The following is an 18,664-nucleotide window of genomic DNA, read 5'->3' as shown; positions in this document are numbered from 1 at the left end:
ATGACATGTTTTAAGAGTCAAAAATAAAAAAACCGTGAAAGTAAATTCACGGTTTCAAAAAATATATCAAAAAATATTATTTTTTCTTGATTTTCTTAGGTGTTGCAGTAGTACCTGAGTTTTTAGTTTTTGTATCAGCTGGAGTATTTTCACCTCTTACAAGCTTTAATTCATCAACTAATCTTCTAGCACCTGCAAACTTATCGATTGTCCAAAGAACAAAACGAACGTCTACGTTAATTGTTTTCTGCCATTCCTGTTCGAATACAATATCACCGCTTAATGCTTCACTGTTACCGTCGAAAGCAATACCGATAAGGTTTCCGTCTCCATCAATTACCGGAGAACCAGAGTTACCTCCTGTAATATCGTTGTTAGAAAGGAAGTTTACAGGCATATATCCTGCAGCATCAGCATATTGTCCGAAATCTTTAAGGTTGTAAAGATCAATCACTCTTTGAGGAAGATCGAATTCTTCATCACCTTTCTTGTATTTTCCAACAACACCTGTCATATCTGTATAGTAGTTATCAGTAATACCAAAATAGTTTCTGTCATTTCTGATAGGTAATTTATCTACTGTACCGTAAGTTAATCTCATGGTAGAGTTAGCATCCGGATAGAATTTTTTCTCAGGCATAGCCTTCATTAGACCTGCTAAGAAAAGACGGTTATTTTTTGCAAAATTATCATCAATTTTAACAAATCTTTCTGTGCTTATCTTTTGATCAGCAATGATTCCGTTAGCGGCTTTCCAAAGAGGGTCAGCATCAAGTTTCAAAGCATCTGGGTTCAATAAGAAGTTTGTAGCAGAAGTCTTGTTAGCAAAGATTGAAGAGTAAGCTAAATTAGAAACTGTTTTAGCATCTAACCCTAAAATAGTAGCAGAAGCAACATCAGGGTTTTTAACTCTCGCCTGATAAAGGCTGGTCATAGCCGCAAGCATTTCTCCTTCCAAAGATGGATTGAAGTTTTCATAAGCAGCTTTGATGGCAGCTTCAGTTTTAGCTTTCATTGCTAATCTTCCCTGCATATCCTGCGCAGCATAAGCTTTAAGTGCAGAACCTACTTGTAATGCAAGGGTAATATATTTTGCATTTCTTGAAAACTGAGAAGCATAGTTTCTTTCAACATTTCTATCAGATACTTGCTTGTAATAAGTACCAATATCTTCTAAAACGCCATTGTATTGATCGTTTCCTGGCATTGCAGCCCACTTATTGTAAGTTTCTTCGATCTTTTGTTTGTCTGAAATTGTTCCGTTTTTCTCTACTGCATCAATAGTTCCCTGTCTGTTTTTCCAGTAGTTAGCTACTGAAGCATATTGAGAAGCATAGTTAAGCTGGGTTGCTTTATCCTTGTCCATGTACTTTTTCATTACATCCATAGCAAGTTTAGAAGCTTCAACCCAAGCCGGGTAATCTTTAGTTACCATTTGCTGAATTCCGTAAGAAGTCAGGTAACGGTTTGTTCTTCCAGGGTATCCTAAGATCATTGAGAAATCACCAGGCTTAATTCCTTTAAGAGAAACCGGAAGGAAGTGCTTAGGTTTTAAAGGAGTATTGCTTGGAGAATATTCAGCAGGGTTTCCTGCAGCATCAGCATACACTCTGAAAACAGTAAAGTCTGCAGTGTGTCTTGGCCATTCCCAGTTATCTGTATCTCCTCCGAATTTTCCTAATGATGAAGGTGGAGCACCTACTAATCTGATATCTTTATAATCCTGATATACGAAATAGTAGAATTCGTTTCCGTTGAAGAAATCTCTTACTACGACAGTATATTTCCCGTTTTCAGAGTTTTCTGTCTGGATTGCTTTAGTTTCAGCATCAATAACAGCTTTTCTCTCTGCTCCGGTCATATTGTTGTTTAGCTTAGAATTGATTCTCTGCGTAGCATCATCCATTCTCACTAAAAATCTTACATAAAGATCCTTTGCATTGAATTCGTCTTTCTGCTTCATTGCCCAGAATCCGTTCTTCAAATAATCTTTTTCTGGTGTAGAAGCAGCAGCAACAGCACCGTAACCACAGTGGTGGTTGGTAAATATAAGTCCTTTATCAGAAACAATTTCACCTGTACAGAATCCACCGAAACTTACGATAGCATCCTTTAAACTTGAATTGTTTACTGAATAAATTTCTTCAGGCGTAAGATGTAGACCCTCTTTTTGCATATCAACACCGTTAAGTCTTTTGATGAGCATTAGCAGCCACATCCCCTCATCCGCCCTCATCTGAGCAAAGCCCAGTAAGAAAGTGAATAGTAGAAATAGTCTTTTCATTTTATAAAATAATTTTTGTGTCGCTAATTTACTAATTTTTACGAGATTCTGTCCCGGAATGGTATGAAAATGGGATGATAATCCGCATGAAAAAAATACTATTATCACTTTTTGCCGTTTTACTTTTAGGAGTTGTTTTGAATTGTTCCACAGTACCGGCTAAAAATCCTTCCCTTCAGAGGAAGTGGATGCTGATTTCACTGGATGGTTTTTCAAAAGACCAGCTGATAGCTCATCAAGCAGAAATGAATCTGACATCCAATATGGTGAAGGGTAAAATTCAGGGGAGTGCTTACATGGGATGTAACCGGATGTCTTTTGTATCAGAATTTAAAAAAGAAGGAAAAGTAAAGATTTCAAAGGGAATCAGTACGATGAAAGCATGTCAGGATATGAATCTTGAAACCTCTTTTCAGAAGAAAATAGAAACCATGACTAATTATTCTATCGAGGGACATTTTCTTACGTTATCCGATGATCAGGGGAATTCAATGAAATTTGTAGCTGCTGACTGGGATTAATAATGGCCTATTACGATATAAAAAGTCCGCATTGCAGCGGACTTCTTTGTTTGAAAAATCTAGTTTGGTTATCAGCTTTTTTGCGGTTATTAGCTTTTGAGAGTCATTAGTTTTTTGGAATCGTTTTTTTTATTTCTTCCAGGGTTGCTGTGTTAGGCAGCCCGGTAACTGTCATTTTTGTGTTCCTAGAATTTATAGTATTGTGATATGCCTGTCTGTTGGGGATTGTTTTTTTAATGTCTTCAAGACTTGCTGTATTGGGGAGAAGCTTTCCTGAATTGTCTGCAGCTGCTTTGGGTTTGGAATCCTGTTTTTTTACTTCAAGACCATGATCAGAGACCATACCGGAGTTTACCGTTTTATTTTCGTCTCTTTCTTTTGCTTCCTGCATGAGTTTTGTCTGTTGTTCTTTTGCCTGTTTTACAACCAATGTCTGGTCTTCCTCTACCGGAGCAACTTTTTTATTTTCCTGAGCATAAATAATAGTGCTTAAAAATAATAATGGGATAATATATGCTATTTTCATGACGGTTTATTTTATGTTGACTAATACTTGAATTTTTCCAATTTCTTTTTGGTCATAATCCTGAAGCGCTTTTCCGATTACCTGTCCAATTTTTACCATTTTGATATTGGCTTTCATTGCAACACCCGGTTTGGATGAAGTAACCAACAGGTCACCTCTTTTTATTTTTCCATTCTCAAGGCATACTTTGGTAGGGATTACCCCAATGACTCCCATTGGAGCTTTATCTGAAATGTCAGTGTCAATATGCTCTTCTGTAAGCAATACACCCGGTTTAGTGGCATATACACCTGCAACAAGAGTGGAATAGGGAGTTGAAGATTTTTCAACAGTTCTGTCTGCTTTTGTTGAGATGACAAGAATATCACCAGGCTCATATTCAGAAATATGTCCATTGACATCAAATGCTTCAGCAACGTCAGCACCGCTGCTTTGAGTTCCTCCATTAAAGAATCCACGTCCGGTATTGTCAATACGAGCCACATTTACAGCACTAGGATTTCCGGATCTGAATACAGCAATAGAACCGGCACTTCGGGTTTCTGCTGTAAGAGGAGGATTGGTATTGGAGGTGTTATAATTAACGAACCTTGCGGCGCGGCCTGTTCCAAAATTAGGAATCCATGCATAAATAGCACTTCCTGTGCCGTCTGCTGTGGTTTCTACACCATCCCCTGTGTTGGATGCATTAGCTGTTATACCGTTACCATTTCCATCTGCAATAGCAATCAGTGCAGGGCCGTTTCCGGCAGGATTACTGGCATGAAATAAACCTCCATATCCTCCTGTACCGGAAGAAATTCCATAAATCCCAGCAGTGCCGAAGTTGGCAAACTGTGAATTTACTTCTCCTCTCACTGCCGCTGAAGTTCCTGTGGTTCGGTCTACTTTGAAATTCCCTGCAATACCGTTTCCAATTGTGGTTACTGTTATAACATCACTGGTATTATTCTCATTGAAGATGTTAAACCTTCCGGCTCTTCCGGTAGCAAAAGTAGGAACCCATGCATAGAGAGCGTTTCCAGCGCCATCAATGTTGGTTTCAATTCCGTTTCCGTCTTTGCCTGCATTGGCGGTGATTGCATTTCCGTTACCATCAGTCAGTGCAATCAATGAAGCTCCGTTTCCTGAAGGGTTTGAGGCATAAAATAAACCTGCACGTCCTCCCGTTCCGGAAGAAATTCCAAAAATTGCGGCGGCACCAAAGTTTCCGAAAATAGTATTTACTTCTCCTCTTACTGCAGCACCAACGCTATTGGTATTGTCAACGAGAAAAGAGGCTGCATTTCCCTGGGTGTTGTCCGGAATATTTCCATTTCCATTCGTTTCTACCTCAAAAGTATTCCCTGTAGTATTTGTTTGGTTAAAATTTTCAAATCTTCCGGCACGACCTGTACTGTTATTTAAGCCTACCTGTCCGTAAACACCGATACCGGTTCCGGATGTATTGGTAGCTACAAAACCTCTCACCCCATATCCACCTCCGTCATTACGGCCTACTACTGCTCCGGCAATATCACTGGTTGTTCTACCCACTACCGCTTCACCGCCGCCGTTGTTGTCACCTACAACACCCGCAGATGTCTGTGCAGAAGTTATTCCTTGTACCCCAAATCCTGCTCCGGTAGAACTTCTTACTCCAGCTCCGTTTCCTGAGGTTGTAACATTTACAACGGTACCATTTCCTACGCTGGATGCATTAAGAGCAACATTATTATTCGCATTATTGAAGATTGAAATACTTGCAGGGATTCCGTTATTACTGGTAGCAGTAAGACCGGTTCCTGTATTACTGTTGGCATAAACCCCGGTGCCGTTAGCACTGGCATTACCATATACACCTAACCCATTTGGAGTAACACCGTATACTCCCCATCCACTTCCGGCCTGGCTTCCGTATACACCTACTCCAAGTCCTCCGGTTCCGTTATTAATACCACGAACCGCTGAAGAAAATCCTCCGGGGGCTACATTGGTAACGACCCCTCTTACTGCTGCAATATTGGAAGTTGTTGTATTATTATTACCCTCTAAAGATGTTCCATCACCGTCATTGGTTAATGAAAACAAAGTAGAGGCATTATTGACTGTATTTGTATAGGGAATTGCAAAACTTCCGCCTCCGCCACCTGCTGATTTGGCATACATGGCATAAGGAACACTTAGCAGCTGGCTGGTTCCTACTATGGTATAGCTTGTTCCTCCTGCAGGGTCAGTTTCTGTTTTTAAATAATAGCTTCCTGCAGGCCAGTCGATGGTGGCAAATGTTCCGGTGAGTACAGTTCCTGTTCCTATTTCAAGGCTGATAAGTCCGTTGGCATTGGTGTTTCCGGTAAGTCTTTCAGAATAGACTGCGGCCCCGGCAGGAGATCCCTGTAATATGCTTACTCTTACAGCAATTCCTTGATTGACTAGGAGTTGTCCGGAACCGTTTCTCATGACTGCTTGGTAACTCATTTTTTCCGGAGCCTGAGAAAGTCCCATAAAGAAACCGGTCAGGATCCAAAACAGTGATAATATTTTTTTCATGGCATTTTATTTTTTAATGATTTTAAAAGTTTTAATATTCTCTCCATTTTGGGTAATCCTGATGATGTACATAGCTGAAGGAAGTGAGGAGAAATTAAGCTCGGATTTTGATTGTGAGATCTTATCTTTTTTTACCAGCTTACCTTGGGCATCGAATAACTGATACTCTGATCCTTTAAAATTATTTGAAGTGAAATCTAAATACAAATAATCTCTGAAAGGATTAGGGTAGAGCAAAATACCATTGAGTTCAGAAGAAGTTTCAAGGGAAGTAAGAGTGATAATTTCGTAAGGCTGTTGAACGCCTTCGAGAACTTGTCCTGTTCCTTTTTCCAGATAGGTGGTCTGACCTATGCTGTAAGAAACAAAACCATTAGCTGCTGATGCATCCAGTCCGGTTGCCAGAACTGCAGATTGAGCGTGCAGTATGGGGACGGAAAAGACAGACAGAATAATACAATAAATAGATATTCTTTCCATGGATAACAGTTTTGGTGATTAATAGATGTGTTTTTCTGGGGGAATTTGGGAAGACTAAATTACCACCTATCTCAATCAAATGACAGGAAAATAGACCAACGGCAGAAATAATCGACCAATGGCATTTTATGAATTATTATTGGCTTTTTTAAGGATTGAAAAAAGAAAGATTATCCTTGTAGGTTCGGCCGATAGGTAGCTTGATGTGATGAGCGAGCTCTATTTCATGACAGCTTTTTCCTCGGATAAGATGGCGCGGAACCGCATAGCTTCTGTGTATTCTGACAAAAGAATCAAAAAAGTTTTTTTGCAGGAGGTTTCCCAGAGAGTTTAAAATACAGTGGTTTTTTTCAAGAGTGATAATTCTGGTATAGTCTTTCAGGGCTTCCAGATACAGAATATCTTTCATCTTAATCTGAAAAATATGACCTCCTTCTTTTATCTTGATGCAGTTTTCTCCTATCATGGCATCATAGCATTCACATTTCTCCTTGATTTCAAAAAAATCGAAGAGTCTTTCCATAGAATGATGAAAACGTTCTGCGGTAAGGGGTTTGGTAATGAAATCTAATGTGTTGATTTCAAAAACCCCCGCAGCCAGTTCAGGATGTGAACTTAAGAAAATACATGCGGGTATTTTATGAGCCATCTTCCGAAATTCAATACCGCTGATTCCCTTTAAATTGGTTTCAGTAATCAGAAGATCAACAGGAAGGTCAAGATAGGGAATCGCCTTTTCTGCAGAATCAAAAGTGCCAACAATTTCAATGTTTTGATATTGCCTGATATAATGCTGAAGAACCAGCCTGTCCAGTTCATCATCATCAATAATCATACATCTGATATGCGTAATCATGATATTCCGAAGATTAGTTTTTAATTTAAATGTTTAAAAATCAGAATTTTATTACATAAAGTTATTGATTTTTTTGTATATCATTCACCAGCAAACTTAAATTTATATTAAAATATGTTATTAAATAAAAATTGATTTTGTTTTTTTTCTGAAAAATATTAACTTGTAAAAATCATAAACATAGACAGAACTTAATGTTAGAAAAGAAAGAACATAACTATGAGAAAGCAGTCTTGGTGGGTGTTATTACTCAAAATCAGGACGAAGAAAAACTGACGGAGTATTTAGATGAACTGGAGTTTTTAGCTTTCACAGCGGGCGCAACCGTACAAAAGCGTTTTACCCAAAAATTAACTCAGCCTGATTCCAAAACCTTTATCGGAAGCGGAAAAGCCATTGAGATAAAAGAATATGTAAAAGAAAATGAGATCGGAACTGTAATTTTCGATGATGAGCTCTCTCCTTCACAGCTTAAAAACCTGGAAAGAGAGATGGAAGTTAAGATTTTGGACCGTACCAATCTTATCCTTGATATTTTTGCCCAAAGAGCACAAACTTCGTATGCAAGAACGCAGGTGGAATTGGCACAATATCAATACCTTTTACCACGATTGACAAGAATGTGGACTCACCTTGAGCGTCAGAAAGGGGGAATTGGGATGAGAGGTCCCGGTGAAACGGAAATTGAAACTGACCGTCGTATTATCCGTGACAGAATTACTTTGCTGAAAGAGAAACTGAAGACCATTGACAAGCAGATGGCAACTCAGCGTAACAACCGTGGAAAAGTGGTTCGTGCAGCTTTGGTAGGATATACCAACGTGGGGAAATCTACTTTAATGAATTCCATTTCGAAATCTGAAGTTTTTGCCGAAAATAAATTATTTGCAACCCTTGATACTACTGTAAGAAAAGTGGTGATTGGAAATTTACCATTTCTGCTTACAGATACCGTAGGATTTATCAGAAAATTGCCGACTCAGCTGGTAGAATCATTTAAATCTACTTTGGATGAGGTTCGTGAAGCTGATCTTTTGATCCATGTGGTGGATATTTCTCATGAAAGCTTTGAAGATCACATAGAATCTGTAAATCATATTCTGATGGAAATTAATGCTCATCAGAAACCTATGATTATGGTTTTCAATAAGATTGACGGCTTCAGTTATGAGAAGAAAGATGAAGATGATCTTACGCCTTCTACCCGTAAAAACGTCTCTCTGGAAGAATGGAAAAAGACATGGATGGCAAAATCAAAATACCCAACTGTATTTATTTCTGCTTTAACGAAGGAAAATTTCCCGGAAATGAAGAAAATGATTTATGATGAGGTCATGAAGATTCATATTTCCAGATTTCCATACAACGATTTTCTTTTCGAATATTTCGATAACGACGAAGAAGAAAGCAACAATTAATGAAATATCACTTTTTCCTTTTATTCATCATGTTTTCGGTTTTTGGGTTCAGCCAGAAATCAAAAATTGATTTAAAAGCTATTGAGAAAAGTCTCAGAACTTCAGATTCTCCCTACAATTATGAAAAGCTTATTTTCAAATATAAAGGATATCCAAAGTCTCTGGACAGTATAGAATCTCAGTATCTGTACTACGGAAGAAATTTCAGGAACGATAAAGTAAGTACATCAGAAGAAAGTTTTAAAAGTCTTGCAGAGTCCTTTAAAGAAAACAATTTTGCAGAGTGTATCAAACAGGGAAAAGCTTTATATGGTAAAGATCCTACCAACCTGGATATTCTGCTGATTCTTCTTAGGGCTTACGACTCTGTAAAGGATGGAAATAACTTTATACACCATCTGAACCAATTCCGCGCCCTTACTGAAGGTATAAGAAGTTCGGGAAACGGAAAATCTGAGAAAACAGCTTATATCGTGAATTCTGTAGGGGATGAATACATTTTGCTCAATATTCTGAATATAGGACAGGATTATAAAAGGAGCTCAAAACCTGCTAAAGAAGGCATGTTTGATATCTGGGAAAAAGACGGGAAGCAGATTTATATCAAAATACTCTATTTGGAACTAACCAATTAATCTTAAAATAAAAAACACTTAGTGGAATTATATTATTCATTTTCAGCATTAATCGTATTAGCATCAATATTTGCCTATCTTAACTATAGGTTTTTAAAACTTCCAAGTACCATCGGAATTATGGTGATTGCCATTGTGGTTTCTATTTTTCTGGTAATGTTTGGAGAAACCGTTCTTCCGAGAACTTTCGGACATCTTCACAACCTGATGAATGGGATCGACTTTACGGAGGTTTTGATGGGCGCTATGCTTAATTTTCTACTCTTTGCAGGAGGAATTCATATTAATATTAATGATCTGAAAGAACAGTTCAGGCCTGTTGTTATATTTTCCACAGTAGGTGTTGTAATTTCTACTTTTGTTGTGGGATTTGGAATGTTTTATCTGCTTCCTTATGTAGGCGTTAAACTTCCTTTTATCTACTGTCTTGTTTTTGGTGCTCTGATTTCACCTACCGATCCGGTAGCTGTTCTGAGTGTACTGAAACAAGCTAATGTATCAAAATCTCTGGAAACAAAAGTAGCCGGAGAGTCTCTTTTTAATGACGGTATGGCGGTGGTAGTCTTTACAGTGATCTTACAGCTGGCGGTCGGAAAAGAAGTAGATCTGAGTGTTGAAACCATCGGATTGCTTTTGCTTAAAGAAGCAGGAGGCGGTCTATTGCTGGGAGTTCTGCTGGGTTGGGTTACTTCAAGACTGATGCGTGAAGTGGATGATTATATTATTTCCGTATTAGTAACACTTTCTGTTGTTATGGGAGGATATCTTATTGCCCGTCAAATGCATATTTCAGGGCCGTTGACCATGGTGGCGGCAGGGTTGTTTATGGGGAATTTCAACAGAAGTTTCAAAATGAAATCTGTTACACAGGATTATCTGATCAAATTCTGGGAATTGATTGATGAAATTCTGAATGCTGTATTATTCCTGTTCATTGGATTTGAACTTTTGATGATTAAAGATCTTAGACATTTCATGATTCCAGGTCTGGTTGCTATTGTGGTTGTGCTGTTTGCAAGGTTTATTTCCATCTGGGGACCTACAAAATTTACTTCTCTGAGAAAAAGTTTCAGTCCGCAGACCGTGAAAGTTCTGGTTTGGGGAGGAATCCGGGGTGGGGTTTCTATTGCCTTAGCGATGTCTATTCCTAAAAGTGAATACAGCGAGATTATATTAAGTATTACCTACTGTGTTGTGGTATTCTCAATCATTGTTCAGGGGCTTACCATTGCCAAAGTGGCCAACCCTAATAAGATTGCCAAAGAAGAGGAAGAGCAGGAAAGTATTGCTGTAGAAGAGCAAGCTTAAATTGTAATATGAGTATTGTTAAAGAAATACAGGAAGCACTTGCTGTTTTGTCTATTCCTGAAAAAGCAGAGTTCTTTCCAAGATTTTTCAAAACAGGAAAAGGAGAATATGGTGAAGGAGATTTGTTTCTGGGCGTAAAAGTTCCGGATCAGCGTTCTGTTGCCAAAGAATATTATTCAAAAATCAATTTAAAAGAACTCAGTGTATTACTTTCCTCAAAATACCATGAACATAGGCTAACCGCTCTTTTTATACTGATTTCAAAGTTTGAAAAAACAAAAGATAAAGCGGTAAAAGAAGAAGTGGTTACTTTTTATCTGAACCACCTTCCGTATGTGAATAACTGGGATCTGGTAGATTCTTCCTGTTATAAAATTTTGGGAAGATATACTTTTGAAAATCAGAAAGAAAGCCTTCTGAGAGAACTTTCAGAGTCTAACGAAATGTGGCATAAGAGAATTGCTGTGGTAGGAACAATGCATTATATTAAAAAAGGATCATTTGATCTTACCAAGGAATTTGTCACCAGAAACCTGAAACATTCTCATGATCTGATGCATAAAGCAAATGGCTGGTTATTAAGAGAAATGGGTAATAAGAATGAAGGAGAGCTCATCAGCTATTTGAATCAGTATTACAAAGAAATGCCGAGAACCTGCTTACGATATGCCATTGAAAAACTGGACGAAGATCTTCGCCAGGATTATCTGAAAGGACATGTTTAAAAAATAATATGCAGAAATAGTACCGTATTTTCCCCAGAAAAAGTACCGGAAAACAGCTATTTATGTTCAAAAAATCAAACAGAATAAGGTTTTAAGGTCAAAATTGAGTAATTTCGTGGTTTTAAAACCAATCATGAAAAATTTTCTCAAATTATTTCTTCTTTTTCTTCCTTTGTTATTTCTGACAAGCTGTTTCGATATTCTTGATAAAGTGAACGTAAAAGCTGACGGAACGGGAGAATATACCATAATCCTTAACGCCAGCAAAAGCAAGACAAGGCTGGCATCCATCTCCAAAATGGAAACGATTAACGGGAAAAAAGTTCCGAAAAAGGGTGAAATTGAAAACAAAATCAATGAAGCTGCAAAAATTTTTAAGGCAACTCCCGGAATCAGTAATGTGAAAACATCCATGGATTTTGACAATTATATCATCAAACTGAGCTGTAATTTCAAAAAAATTGAAAATATCAATGCCGGTCTGGAAAAGCTGAAGGCTCAGAATATATTAGGCAAAATGGTTCCCACACAAGTCTACAGTCAGAATCTTGAAAAGAAGACGTTAACCAGAAATAAAGTAAATACTTTCAAGGCGGATTATGACAAGATGAGTAAGGCGGACAAGGAAGTTTTTAATGATGCCCGATATACTTCCATTATGCAGTTCGAAAGTACGGTAAAATCACAAACCAATAACACTTACATACTTTCTCCCAATAAAAAGGCTCTTAAACTGGAAGCTGATATTCTGGATCTGATCCTTCAGAAAAAACAAATACAAAACACAATACTTTTTCAATAAATTTCTAAACTATAGTCATGAAATCTATCTTATTAAAAACGCAAAAAATTTTTTTCGTACTCTTTGGCTTTACCCTGGTTTTTGCCCAAAACAGTATGAAAATCCCGTCTGACGCTGTATTTTATATGGAAGTCAACGGAAAACAGCTTAATAATAAAATCAACTGGAATAAACTGAATCCTTTGCTGCATGAGCTGAGTAAAAAGAGTAAAGAAAACCTTTCATGGACAGATTACTCCAAAACAGGAATCAAATACGATGCTGTTCAATACCACTACGCAAGTTTTAATGATTCTATTAAAGCATACAATACCCATTTTATTATCGATAATAAGGAAAAGTTCCAGGAATTCATTAATTCTGTAAAGAAAAAAGGGCAGGAGGTTTCCAACAGAAAAAATTATTCTTACGTAGATATCAATGATGATATTTTTGTTGCCTGGAACGGAAGCCGTGCTATGCTTAGCATGATAAGCTATACCAAACCTTATAAAGACCTTTGGGCAGAAGAAGCTGTTGCAGACAGTACAGCCGTTGCTGTTGTGGACAGTGTTGCGGTAGATGCCATAGATGCTGGTGATAGTGCTTATACTGATGAGCCTGAAAAACCTTTTAATTATAAGGAAGAAATCAAAAATCTTAAAGATGATATTAAATATCTTAAAGAAAGTATTAAGGATAACAATCTTGAAATAGCAAGAATTCAGAAAGATATCAAATATCTGCAGAAACATCACAAATATCCTGAGGAAAAAGAGAATGCTGAGAGCCCTGAGAATGAAGAAGAGATGCCTAATGAATCTTATGAAGAGGAAGATAATGCCTATAAGAAAGAACAGGATTCTATCCGCAGAGAAAACTTCAAAATTGTAAAAAAGAATGCTGAAGACCGTTTTGATCAATACTTCAGTTCAAACTTGGAAATTGAAGTTCCTAAAGAAATGCTCGCGTTCAGAGATGGCAATTCTGATGTGTTTGTATATACAGACTATGGAAGAATCGTAAATGACGGAATCTATGGTAAGATGACCAAGTTGTACAGCTATGGGCAGTTCTTCAAAAACATGTACAACTCCAATTATTCGTACAATCTGTACTTTGATAAGGATAAAGTAAGACTGGTTAATAATTATCAGCACAAAAATCCTGAGATTCAAAAGAATATCTCTGCCATTTATAAAGGAAAGAAAAACAAAAAACTGCTGGAACTGATCAATGAGAAAAGTGTGGGTTACTATGCAATGAATGTAAATGGAGCAAAGTGTTTCGACATGATGTACAGTCTTTTTCAGGACTCCGGAGAAAATGAATACAAAAAAGAAATGGAACTCATCATGGAAACCATGAAAATTGTTCTGGATGAAGAAGCCATTACCAAAATTGCACCCGGAAACGGAATATTTGTTTTGAATGAATTGAAGTCCAAAACAGTAGAGTACACGGATTACGAATATGATGCTGATTTCAACGAAAAAGAAGTAAAGAAAACCAAAGAAATTGCTGTTCCTAACTTCACTTTCGCTTTTGCAACAGAAAATGAAGGCTACTGGAACCGTATTTTTGATATGCTGACAACTAATAAGAAGCTGTCTAAAAGATTCTCTAAAAAAGGAAATCTTTATACTTTTAAAGAAGAGAAAAGCGGAGGATATATTGATCAGCTGTTCTTTACCGTAAAAGACGGAGTGGTGTATCTGATGAGTTCTGCAGACAACAATGTATCTGTAGGCCAGTCTGATATTTCCAGAAAATGGGCAAAAGATTCAGCCAAATATCCGTTATCAGGAAGACTGGATATTAAAAAATTCTTAATCGGTTTGGATAAAGAATTCAAAACTCCAAAAGAAAGAAAAGCCCTGGATGCCATCAGAAAAAATGTAGGTGAAATGTACTATAAGACGGAGGTAAAAGGAGAAAGTATCCAGACTGAAATGAATTATAATATTAAAGATTCTTCGGAAAACAGTTTAATGTATTTCTTTGATGTATTCGATCAGGTTTTTAAAACAAAAGAAACAGAAGAGAAACCACAAATTTTATAAATGAAGAAAAAGAAGATTATTGTCCCGTTACTTTTACTGTTTGCTGTGGCAGTCTATTTTGTAGTCTTTCATAAAAATAAGACCCTCAAATATATTCCCGAGAATGCAGATGCCGTAATTTTAATAGATATAAAGAAAGTAACGGGACAGTACCTCTTCAGTTGGGTAGCCCACCCCTCACAATGGTCCGGGAGCAAGACCAAGGGTAAAGGATCTGGTTCTCTGAAAGATTCAGGGATCCAAATTCCGGATTTTCTACAGATTTTCCATGTCGGAAACACTAAGTTTTCCGAGTGGTATAGTGTTGTAGAATTGAAAGATTCACAAAAATTCATTCATTTTCTAAAAGCGCAAAGGTTTGCAGATCAGGGAAATAACCGCTTTCAGAAAGATCAGGTCTTTCTTATGATCAATGGCAATCATTGTATTGCAGGAACTTCAGATTCGGCTTTTGAAACGATTCAGAAACAGCTTCTTCAGGCGTCTTCAAATACTGTCCTGGATGCAGATCAGTTTATTCATAACACTGCAGGGAGTATTTCTTTTATTTCAGGAAAAAGAATTCAAAACTTTTCTATTGAGCTAAAGGATGATGAAATTGAAATCAAAAACAATTCAGATTCTGAAATTTTTAATTCAATAATCTCTAAACTTCAGACCGGTAATCACTTTCTGGAGCTTGAATTAGACAAAGAAAATATCAGGCATTTCAGCAAGGGTTTTAACAAAAACATTGCTGACTCTTCGCAGGTCACTAATATTAGAGCTACAGCTGATCTTGAACAGGTTAATGATACGATCATCAGTTATGAATATGACGATAATTTTAATGAAGTTGAAAAGAAAACCTTTCAAAATATTACCCAACCCAACTATAACATTCATATCAAAAGCAATGATCCCTTAAAAACCTGGGAATTCTTTCAGGCTAAAAAATGGCTCAATAATGAAAATCAATTCACAGAAATTCCTTTTCAACCCAATCAAGCCAGCCAAAATAATAACGGCGTTGTCATACAATCAACCCGAAAACCCATTTCACTGTCACCTCAGCTGAAAGAAAATTACATCTTCATCAGAAACAACAAGCTGCTGTATTCTTCTTTAAAAATGCTGAGTGCCAGCGAAAAAAGAATTATCTCGGATATCGATTATATATTCTATGGGAATAAATCAAAGGATTATTGGGTGAAAATAAAAGCAAAAAGTGGAGAATTACCCCTAATTTTACGGTGGTAAAAAATAGAAACCTAAAATGATCTATTAATGGCTCCATCAGATATCGCATTGCTCAAAACATGTACTCATTATTTTCTGCATCTTGTTTTTCCGGTCTTTATTGCATTGATTTTTTATCGTAAAAATTGGAAAAAGGCATATTTTATTCTTCTGGCTACGATGCTGGTAGATCTGGACCATCTTTTTGCTCATCCCATTTTTGATCCTTCAAGAGGAAGTATAGGATTTCACTTTTTACATTCATATTATGCCATTGCGGTGTATTTTTTGCTGCTGTTCTTTAAAGGAAATATAAGGATTATAGCAATTGGGCTTCTGTTTCATATGTTCACAGATTATCAGGACTTTAACTTTTGGCCTCATTAAAATATTATTAATATTTTCTTTTGATATTGAAATTTCTATAGATTTTTTGTATTTTGTAGTCACTTTATGAGACCTAAAGAATTTTTACAATACACCTATATTTTTCCTATTCTGGCAGTAGGATACTACTTTTCCGGTTTAATGGGAAGTGGTGTTCTTTATGATATCCTTGCCGGTATTTTATTGATCGGAAGTGTTCTATCCGCAGTACATCATGCTGAAGTAGTCGCTCATAAAGTAGGAGAACCTTTCGGAACAATTATTCTGGCTCTTTGTATCACCATTATTGAAGTTGCGTTGATCATCTCGCTGATGGTAGCCGGCGGAGATCAGGCGATCACGCTGGCCAGAGATACCGTTTTTGCTGCTGTAATGCTTATTCTTAACGGAATTCTGGGAATATGTATTTTAGTAGGCGGCGTTAAATACCATGAGCAGTTTTTCGCAAGAACCTCTGCAACTACTTATCTGGTAAGTATTGTTTCCATTCTTGTACTTACTCTTGTTCTGCCTAATTTTACTTCCAGTGTGAATGGGCCATTCTATAACGAAGCACAGCTTATTTTTATATCAATAGCATGTCTTGTCATCTACGGTATTTTTCTGATGGTACAGACGGTAAGGCACAGAAGTTATTTTATCGTTCCTGACGAGCATCCGGAAGAACATTATATTCCTTCATTAACAAAGACTCTTGTAAGCTTTGGATTTTTGGTTGTTTGCCTTGTCATTGTTGTACTGATGGCAAAAGGACTTTCTGATACGATAGAAGGAATGGTACAAAGCCTTGGAGCTCCAAAATCTCTGGTAGGGGTAATTATTGCCGCTGTGGTTCTTCTTCCTGAAGGGGTAGCCGCAATTCGTGCTGCAAGAGCCAACCAGATACAGTCCAGTTTAAATCTGGCATTAGGATCTGCATTGGCAAGTATTGGTCTTACCATTCCCGCAGTTTCAGCAGTGTGTATTATGTATGATATTCCACTGGTATTAGGCCTGGACAAAAAAGACATAATCCTGCTTTCTTTATCGGTATTTATCGTAATGCTTTCTTTGAGCCGTGGAAAAACAAATGTCCTCTATGGAACAGTTTTATTAGTGAATCTGGCGGCCTATATCTTTACGGTAATCGTTCCTTAAGAAGAAAAAGTACAAAATTACAAATCCGTCTATCTGTAAAATAAATCCAGAAATCTATCCTCGTGATCTTATATCTCGTACCCTGAATCTCGTATCACTATAATCTTCTTGCCAGCTCCATTTTGAAAGCCATGAGTTTTGCTATATTCTCAGATTTATAAATAGCCATATCTGCATTTTCTCCTACGAAATTTTCTTCAATAGTGGTACGCCAAAGCAGCAGCCATTGGTCAAAGTGTTTCTGTTCCATAGCCTGTATTTCATTAATTGGGAAGTGTACACCCATCGGGTTTCCTTTATACGTCATCTGTCCAAAAAGGATAGATTCCCAGAAAGAGTACATTTTAGGAAGATGCTGATCCCAGTCTACTTTAGCAATATCATTAAAAAAGAATCCTATAGTCTCATCCTTAACTACTTTGGCATAAAATGCGTTGACAAGATGTTCAATATCTTCTCGTGATTCAAGCTTTTTCATAGCCCAAATTTAGGGTAATTTGTGTAAAGGATTCCAATCGGTAAATTGATAAATTTCATATAAACAGTATTTTACAACCCATCCCGCCAAAACATACAACCGTAAAATGAAAAATTAGGAAACATTAAAATTTGATTAATTCACAAAAAAACGCCTTGAAAGAATATGATTTTTGTAAATTTAATTATTAAACACTAAAAAATTATTAAAATGAATAAAAAAATCAATTCTGTTTTGATTCTTTTATTAGCATTTTCAGTATCATGTTCAAGGGATGAAGTGAGTTCTATGAATGATGATCCGGAAAAAATAAATTATGCTGATACAAAGAGTGCACATTTAACACAGGCAGAGATGCTTCAGAAAGGCTGGAAAGTTGTAGATGAGTTTAAATTGCCAGGCAATAATAATCTGGGGATAAACTATACTTCTACCCATGAAGAGCGTGAAATTCCTTTCAAACCTAATCACCTGAAAGATATGGGATATGATGTTAGTTTTTCCGGAGAAAGAACGAGATTGAAAAATGTTTTTGCCTACGCTGGTCAGGTTCCGGATGGAATTATATTTAATCCTGATCTTTCTGTAGACGGAGATGTCCGGAATACGGCTCCTAATCCTAATGTTTCCATTGTTTTAGGAACACCTGAGGTAAACATAAAAACAGACGGAGTAGATTTACCGGATAATTCCTATACCACGGAGGCCATTAATAATGGAGATAGAGAAAGTGAAATTACAGTAACCTATTCCTATAAAAAGGGATATTCTACTTCCTGGAAGCGCACTGTCTCAGGCTCATTTGAAGTGGCAGCATCCGTATCTGTTGATATTCCGTTAGTGGCAAAAGCTTCTGCCAGCACAAAAGTTGTTGTAGGAGGAGATACAACGGAAGGCACAGAAACTTCTGAAGAAATTACCGAGACCAGCAGCTATAAGACTATCGTACCGGCTCACTCTAAAAAAAGTATTTCTATTCTGACGAAATTAAAAGGGTCTTCTGTTGAATACTTTGTACCTATGAAATTGACCGGAAGATTACAGGCCAACTTTCCTTCTCCGGCAGATGGACATTATTATTGGGCTTTTCCTATTGAAAACTTCCCTGATTTTCTTTCCAATATACACGGAGAGTCGGGGATTGTAAAATCTGTAAGCAATGTAAGTGTTACTGTGATGGAATCACCTGCACAGAAGATATAAAAACACCTTTAAAAAAGATTGTAAAAACAGCATAAATTCAGAATTTCTGCTGTTTTTGTTTGAATAAAAGTTCCTTAAAGACCCATGGGAAAGTAATCTGTGATGATTCCTGAGA

General features: G+C 37.0%; 17 protein-coding genes. 11 read left to right on the top strand and 6 right to left on the bottom strand.

All coding sequences use genetic code 11. The annotated features are described in order from the left end of the window. Positions 1-76 precede the first annotated feature (76 nt). Entirely contained in the window at positions 77-2,284 is a 2,208-nt protein-coding gene (locus tag JOE44_RS16530; RefSeq protein WP_209786405.1) for a S46 family peptidase, read from the bottom strand. A gap of 86 nt (positions 2,285-2,370) precedes the next feature. On the opposite strand from JOE44_RS16530, the gene JOE44_RS16525 reads away from it, so the two are divergent. Beyond that, on the top strand, positions 2,371-2,805 hold the full coding sequence (locus JOE44_RS16525; RefSeq protein WP_245169801.1) for an META domain-containing protein: 435 nt from the start codon (positions 2,371-2,373) through the stop codon (positions 2,803-2,805). A 106-nt stretch (positions 2,806-2,911) separates the two neighbouring features. Here JOE44_RS16525 and JOE44_RS16520 read toward each other — a convergent pair whose 3' ends face one another. The 4 genes from JOE44_RS16520 to JOE44_RS16505 all read right to left on the bottom strand — a co-directional run bounded on the left by JOE44_RS16520 (position 2,912) and on the right by JOE44_RS16505 (position 7,196). Next, positions 2,912-3,331 (bottom strand): hypothetical protein, encoded by a 420-nt coding sequence (locus JOE44_RS16520; protein ID WP_209786404.1) that lies wholly within the window; start codon positions 3,329-3,331, stop codon positions 2,912-2,914. Positions 3,332-3,337: 6 nt separating this feature from the next. Further along, positions 3,338-5,860, bottom strand: a complete 2,523-nt coding sequence (locus tag JOE44_RS16515; RefSeq protein WP_209786403.1) for a collagen-like protein — start codon at positions 5,858-5,860, stop codon at positions 3,338-3,340. A gap of 6 nt (positions 5,861-5,866) precedes the next feature. After that, the gene (locus JOE44_RS16510) at positions 5,867-6,340 is read right to left on the bottom strand and encodes a T9SS type A sorting domain-containing protein (RefSeq protein ID WP_209786402.1); all 474 of its coding nucleotides are present in this window, start codon (positions 6,338-6,340) and stop codon (positions 5,867-5,869) included. A 148-nt stretch (positions 6,341-6,488) separates the two neighbouring features. Beyond that, positions 6,489-7,196 (bottom strand): LytTR family DNA-binding domain-containing protein, encoded by a 708-nt coding sequence (locus JOE44_RS16505; RefSeq protein WP_245169800.1) that lies wholly within the window; start codon positions 7,194-7,196, stop codon positions 6,489-6,491. Between the two features lie 194 nt (positions 7,197-7,390). Between JOE44_RS16505 and hflX the strand changes: the two genes are divergently transcribed. The 9 genes from hflX (at position 7,391) to JOE44_RS16460 (ending at position 16,868) form a co-directional block, all read left to right on the top strand. Further along, the gene (hflX, locus tag JOE44_RS16500; RefSeq protein WP_105683064.1) at positions 7,391-8,614 is read left to right on the top strand and encodes a GTPase HflX; all 1,224 of its coding nucleotides are present in this window, start codon (positions 7,391-7,393) and stop codon (positions 8,612-8,614) included. Further along, complete coding sequence (locus tag JOE44_RS16495) at positions 8,614-9,249, top strand: DUF4919 domain-containing protein (protein WP_209786401.1); 636 nt, start codon at positions 8,614-8,616, stop codon at positions 9,247-9,249. Before hflX ends, JOE44_RS16495 begins: the two co-directional genes overlap by 1 nt. Positions 9,250-9,270: 21 nt before the next feature. Next, positions 9,271-10,557, top strand: coding sequence for a sodium:proton antiporter (locus tag JOE44_RS16490; protein ID WP_209786400.1), 1,287 nt, complete (start codon positions 9,271-9,273; stop codon positions 10,555-10,557). Positions 10,558-10,565: 8 nt separating this feature from the next. After that, the gene (locus JOE44_RS16485) at positions 10,566-11,282 is read left to right on the top strand and encodes a DNA alkylation repair protein (protein WP_209786399.1); all 717 of its coding nucleotides are present in this window, start codon (positions 10,566-10,568) and stop codon (positions 11,280-11,282) included. A gap of 133 nt (positions 11,283-11,415) precedes the next feature. Next, a complete protein-coding gene (locus JOE44_RS16480) occupies positions 11,416-12,084 on the top strand; it encodes a hypothetical protein (RefSeq protein WP_209786398.1) in 669 nt (222 codons plus the stop codon). Positions 12,085-12,101: 17 nt separating this feature from the next. Continuing rightward, positions 12,102-14,126, top strand: a complete 2,025-nt coding sequence (locus JOE44_RS16475; protein WP_209786397.1) for a hypothetical protein — start codon at positions 12,102-12,104, stop codon at positions 14,124-14,126. Continuing rightward, entirely contained in the window at positions 14,127-15,365 is a 1,239-nt protein-coding gene (locus JOE44_RS16470; protein ID WP_209786396.1) for a hypothetical protein, read from the top strand. Positions 15,366-15,392: 27 nt separating this feature from the next. After that, entirely contained in the window at positions 15,393-15,731 is a 339-nt protein-coding gene (locus tag JOE44_RS16465; protein ID WP_209786395.1) for a DUF6122 family protein, read from the top strand. A gap of 66 nt (positions 15,732-15,797) precedes the next feature. Beyond that, a complete protein-coding gene (locus JOE44_RS16460; protein ID WP_209786394.1) occupies positions 15,798-16,868 on the top strand; it encodes an ionic transporter y4hA in 1,071 nt (356 codons plus the stop codon). Between the two features lie 97 nt (positions 16,869-16,965). Here JOE44_RS16460 and JOE44_RS16455 read toward each other — a convergent pair whose 3' ends face one another. Then, positions 16,966-17,346, bottom strand: coding sequence for a group III truncated hemoglobin (locus tag JOE44_RS16455; protein ID WP_209786393.1), 381 nt, complete (start codon positions 17,344-17,346; stop codon positions 16,966-16,968). 210 nt (positions 17,347-17,556) lie between these two features. Between JOE44_RS16455 and JOE44_RS16450 the strand changes: the two genes are divergently transcribed. Further along, positions 17,557-18,549 (top strand): hypothetical protein, encoded by a 993-nt coding sequence (locus tag JOE44_RS16450; RefSeq protein WP_209786392.1) that lies wholly within the window; start codon positions 17,557-17,559, stop codon positions 18,547-18,549. Positions 18,550-18,664: the final 115 nt, after the last annotated feature.

Source organism: Chryseobacterium sp. PvR013 (genome assembly GCF_017833095.1).
GTDB classification, from domain to species: Bacteria; Bacteroidota; Bacteroidia; order Flavobacteriales; family Weeksellaceae; genus Chryseobacterium; species Chryseobacterium culicis_A.
The sequence above is the reverse complement of the archived record's forward strand: the minus strand, read 5'-3'. Positions and strand labels throughout refer to the sequence as shown.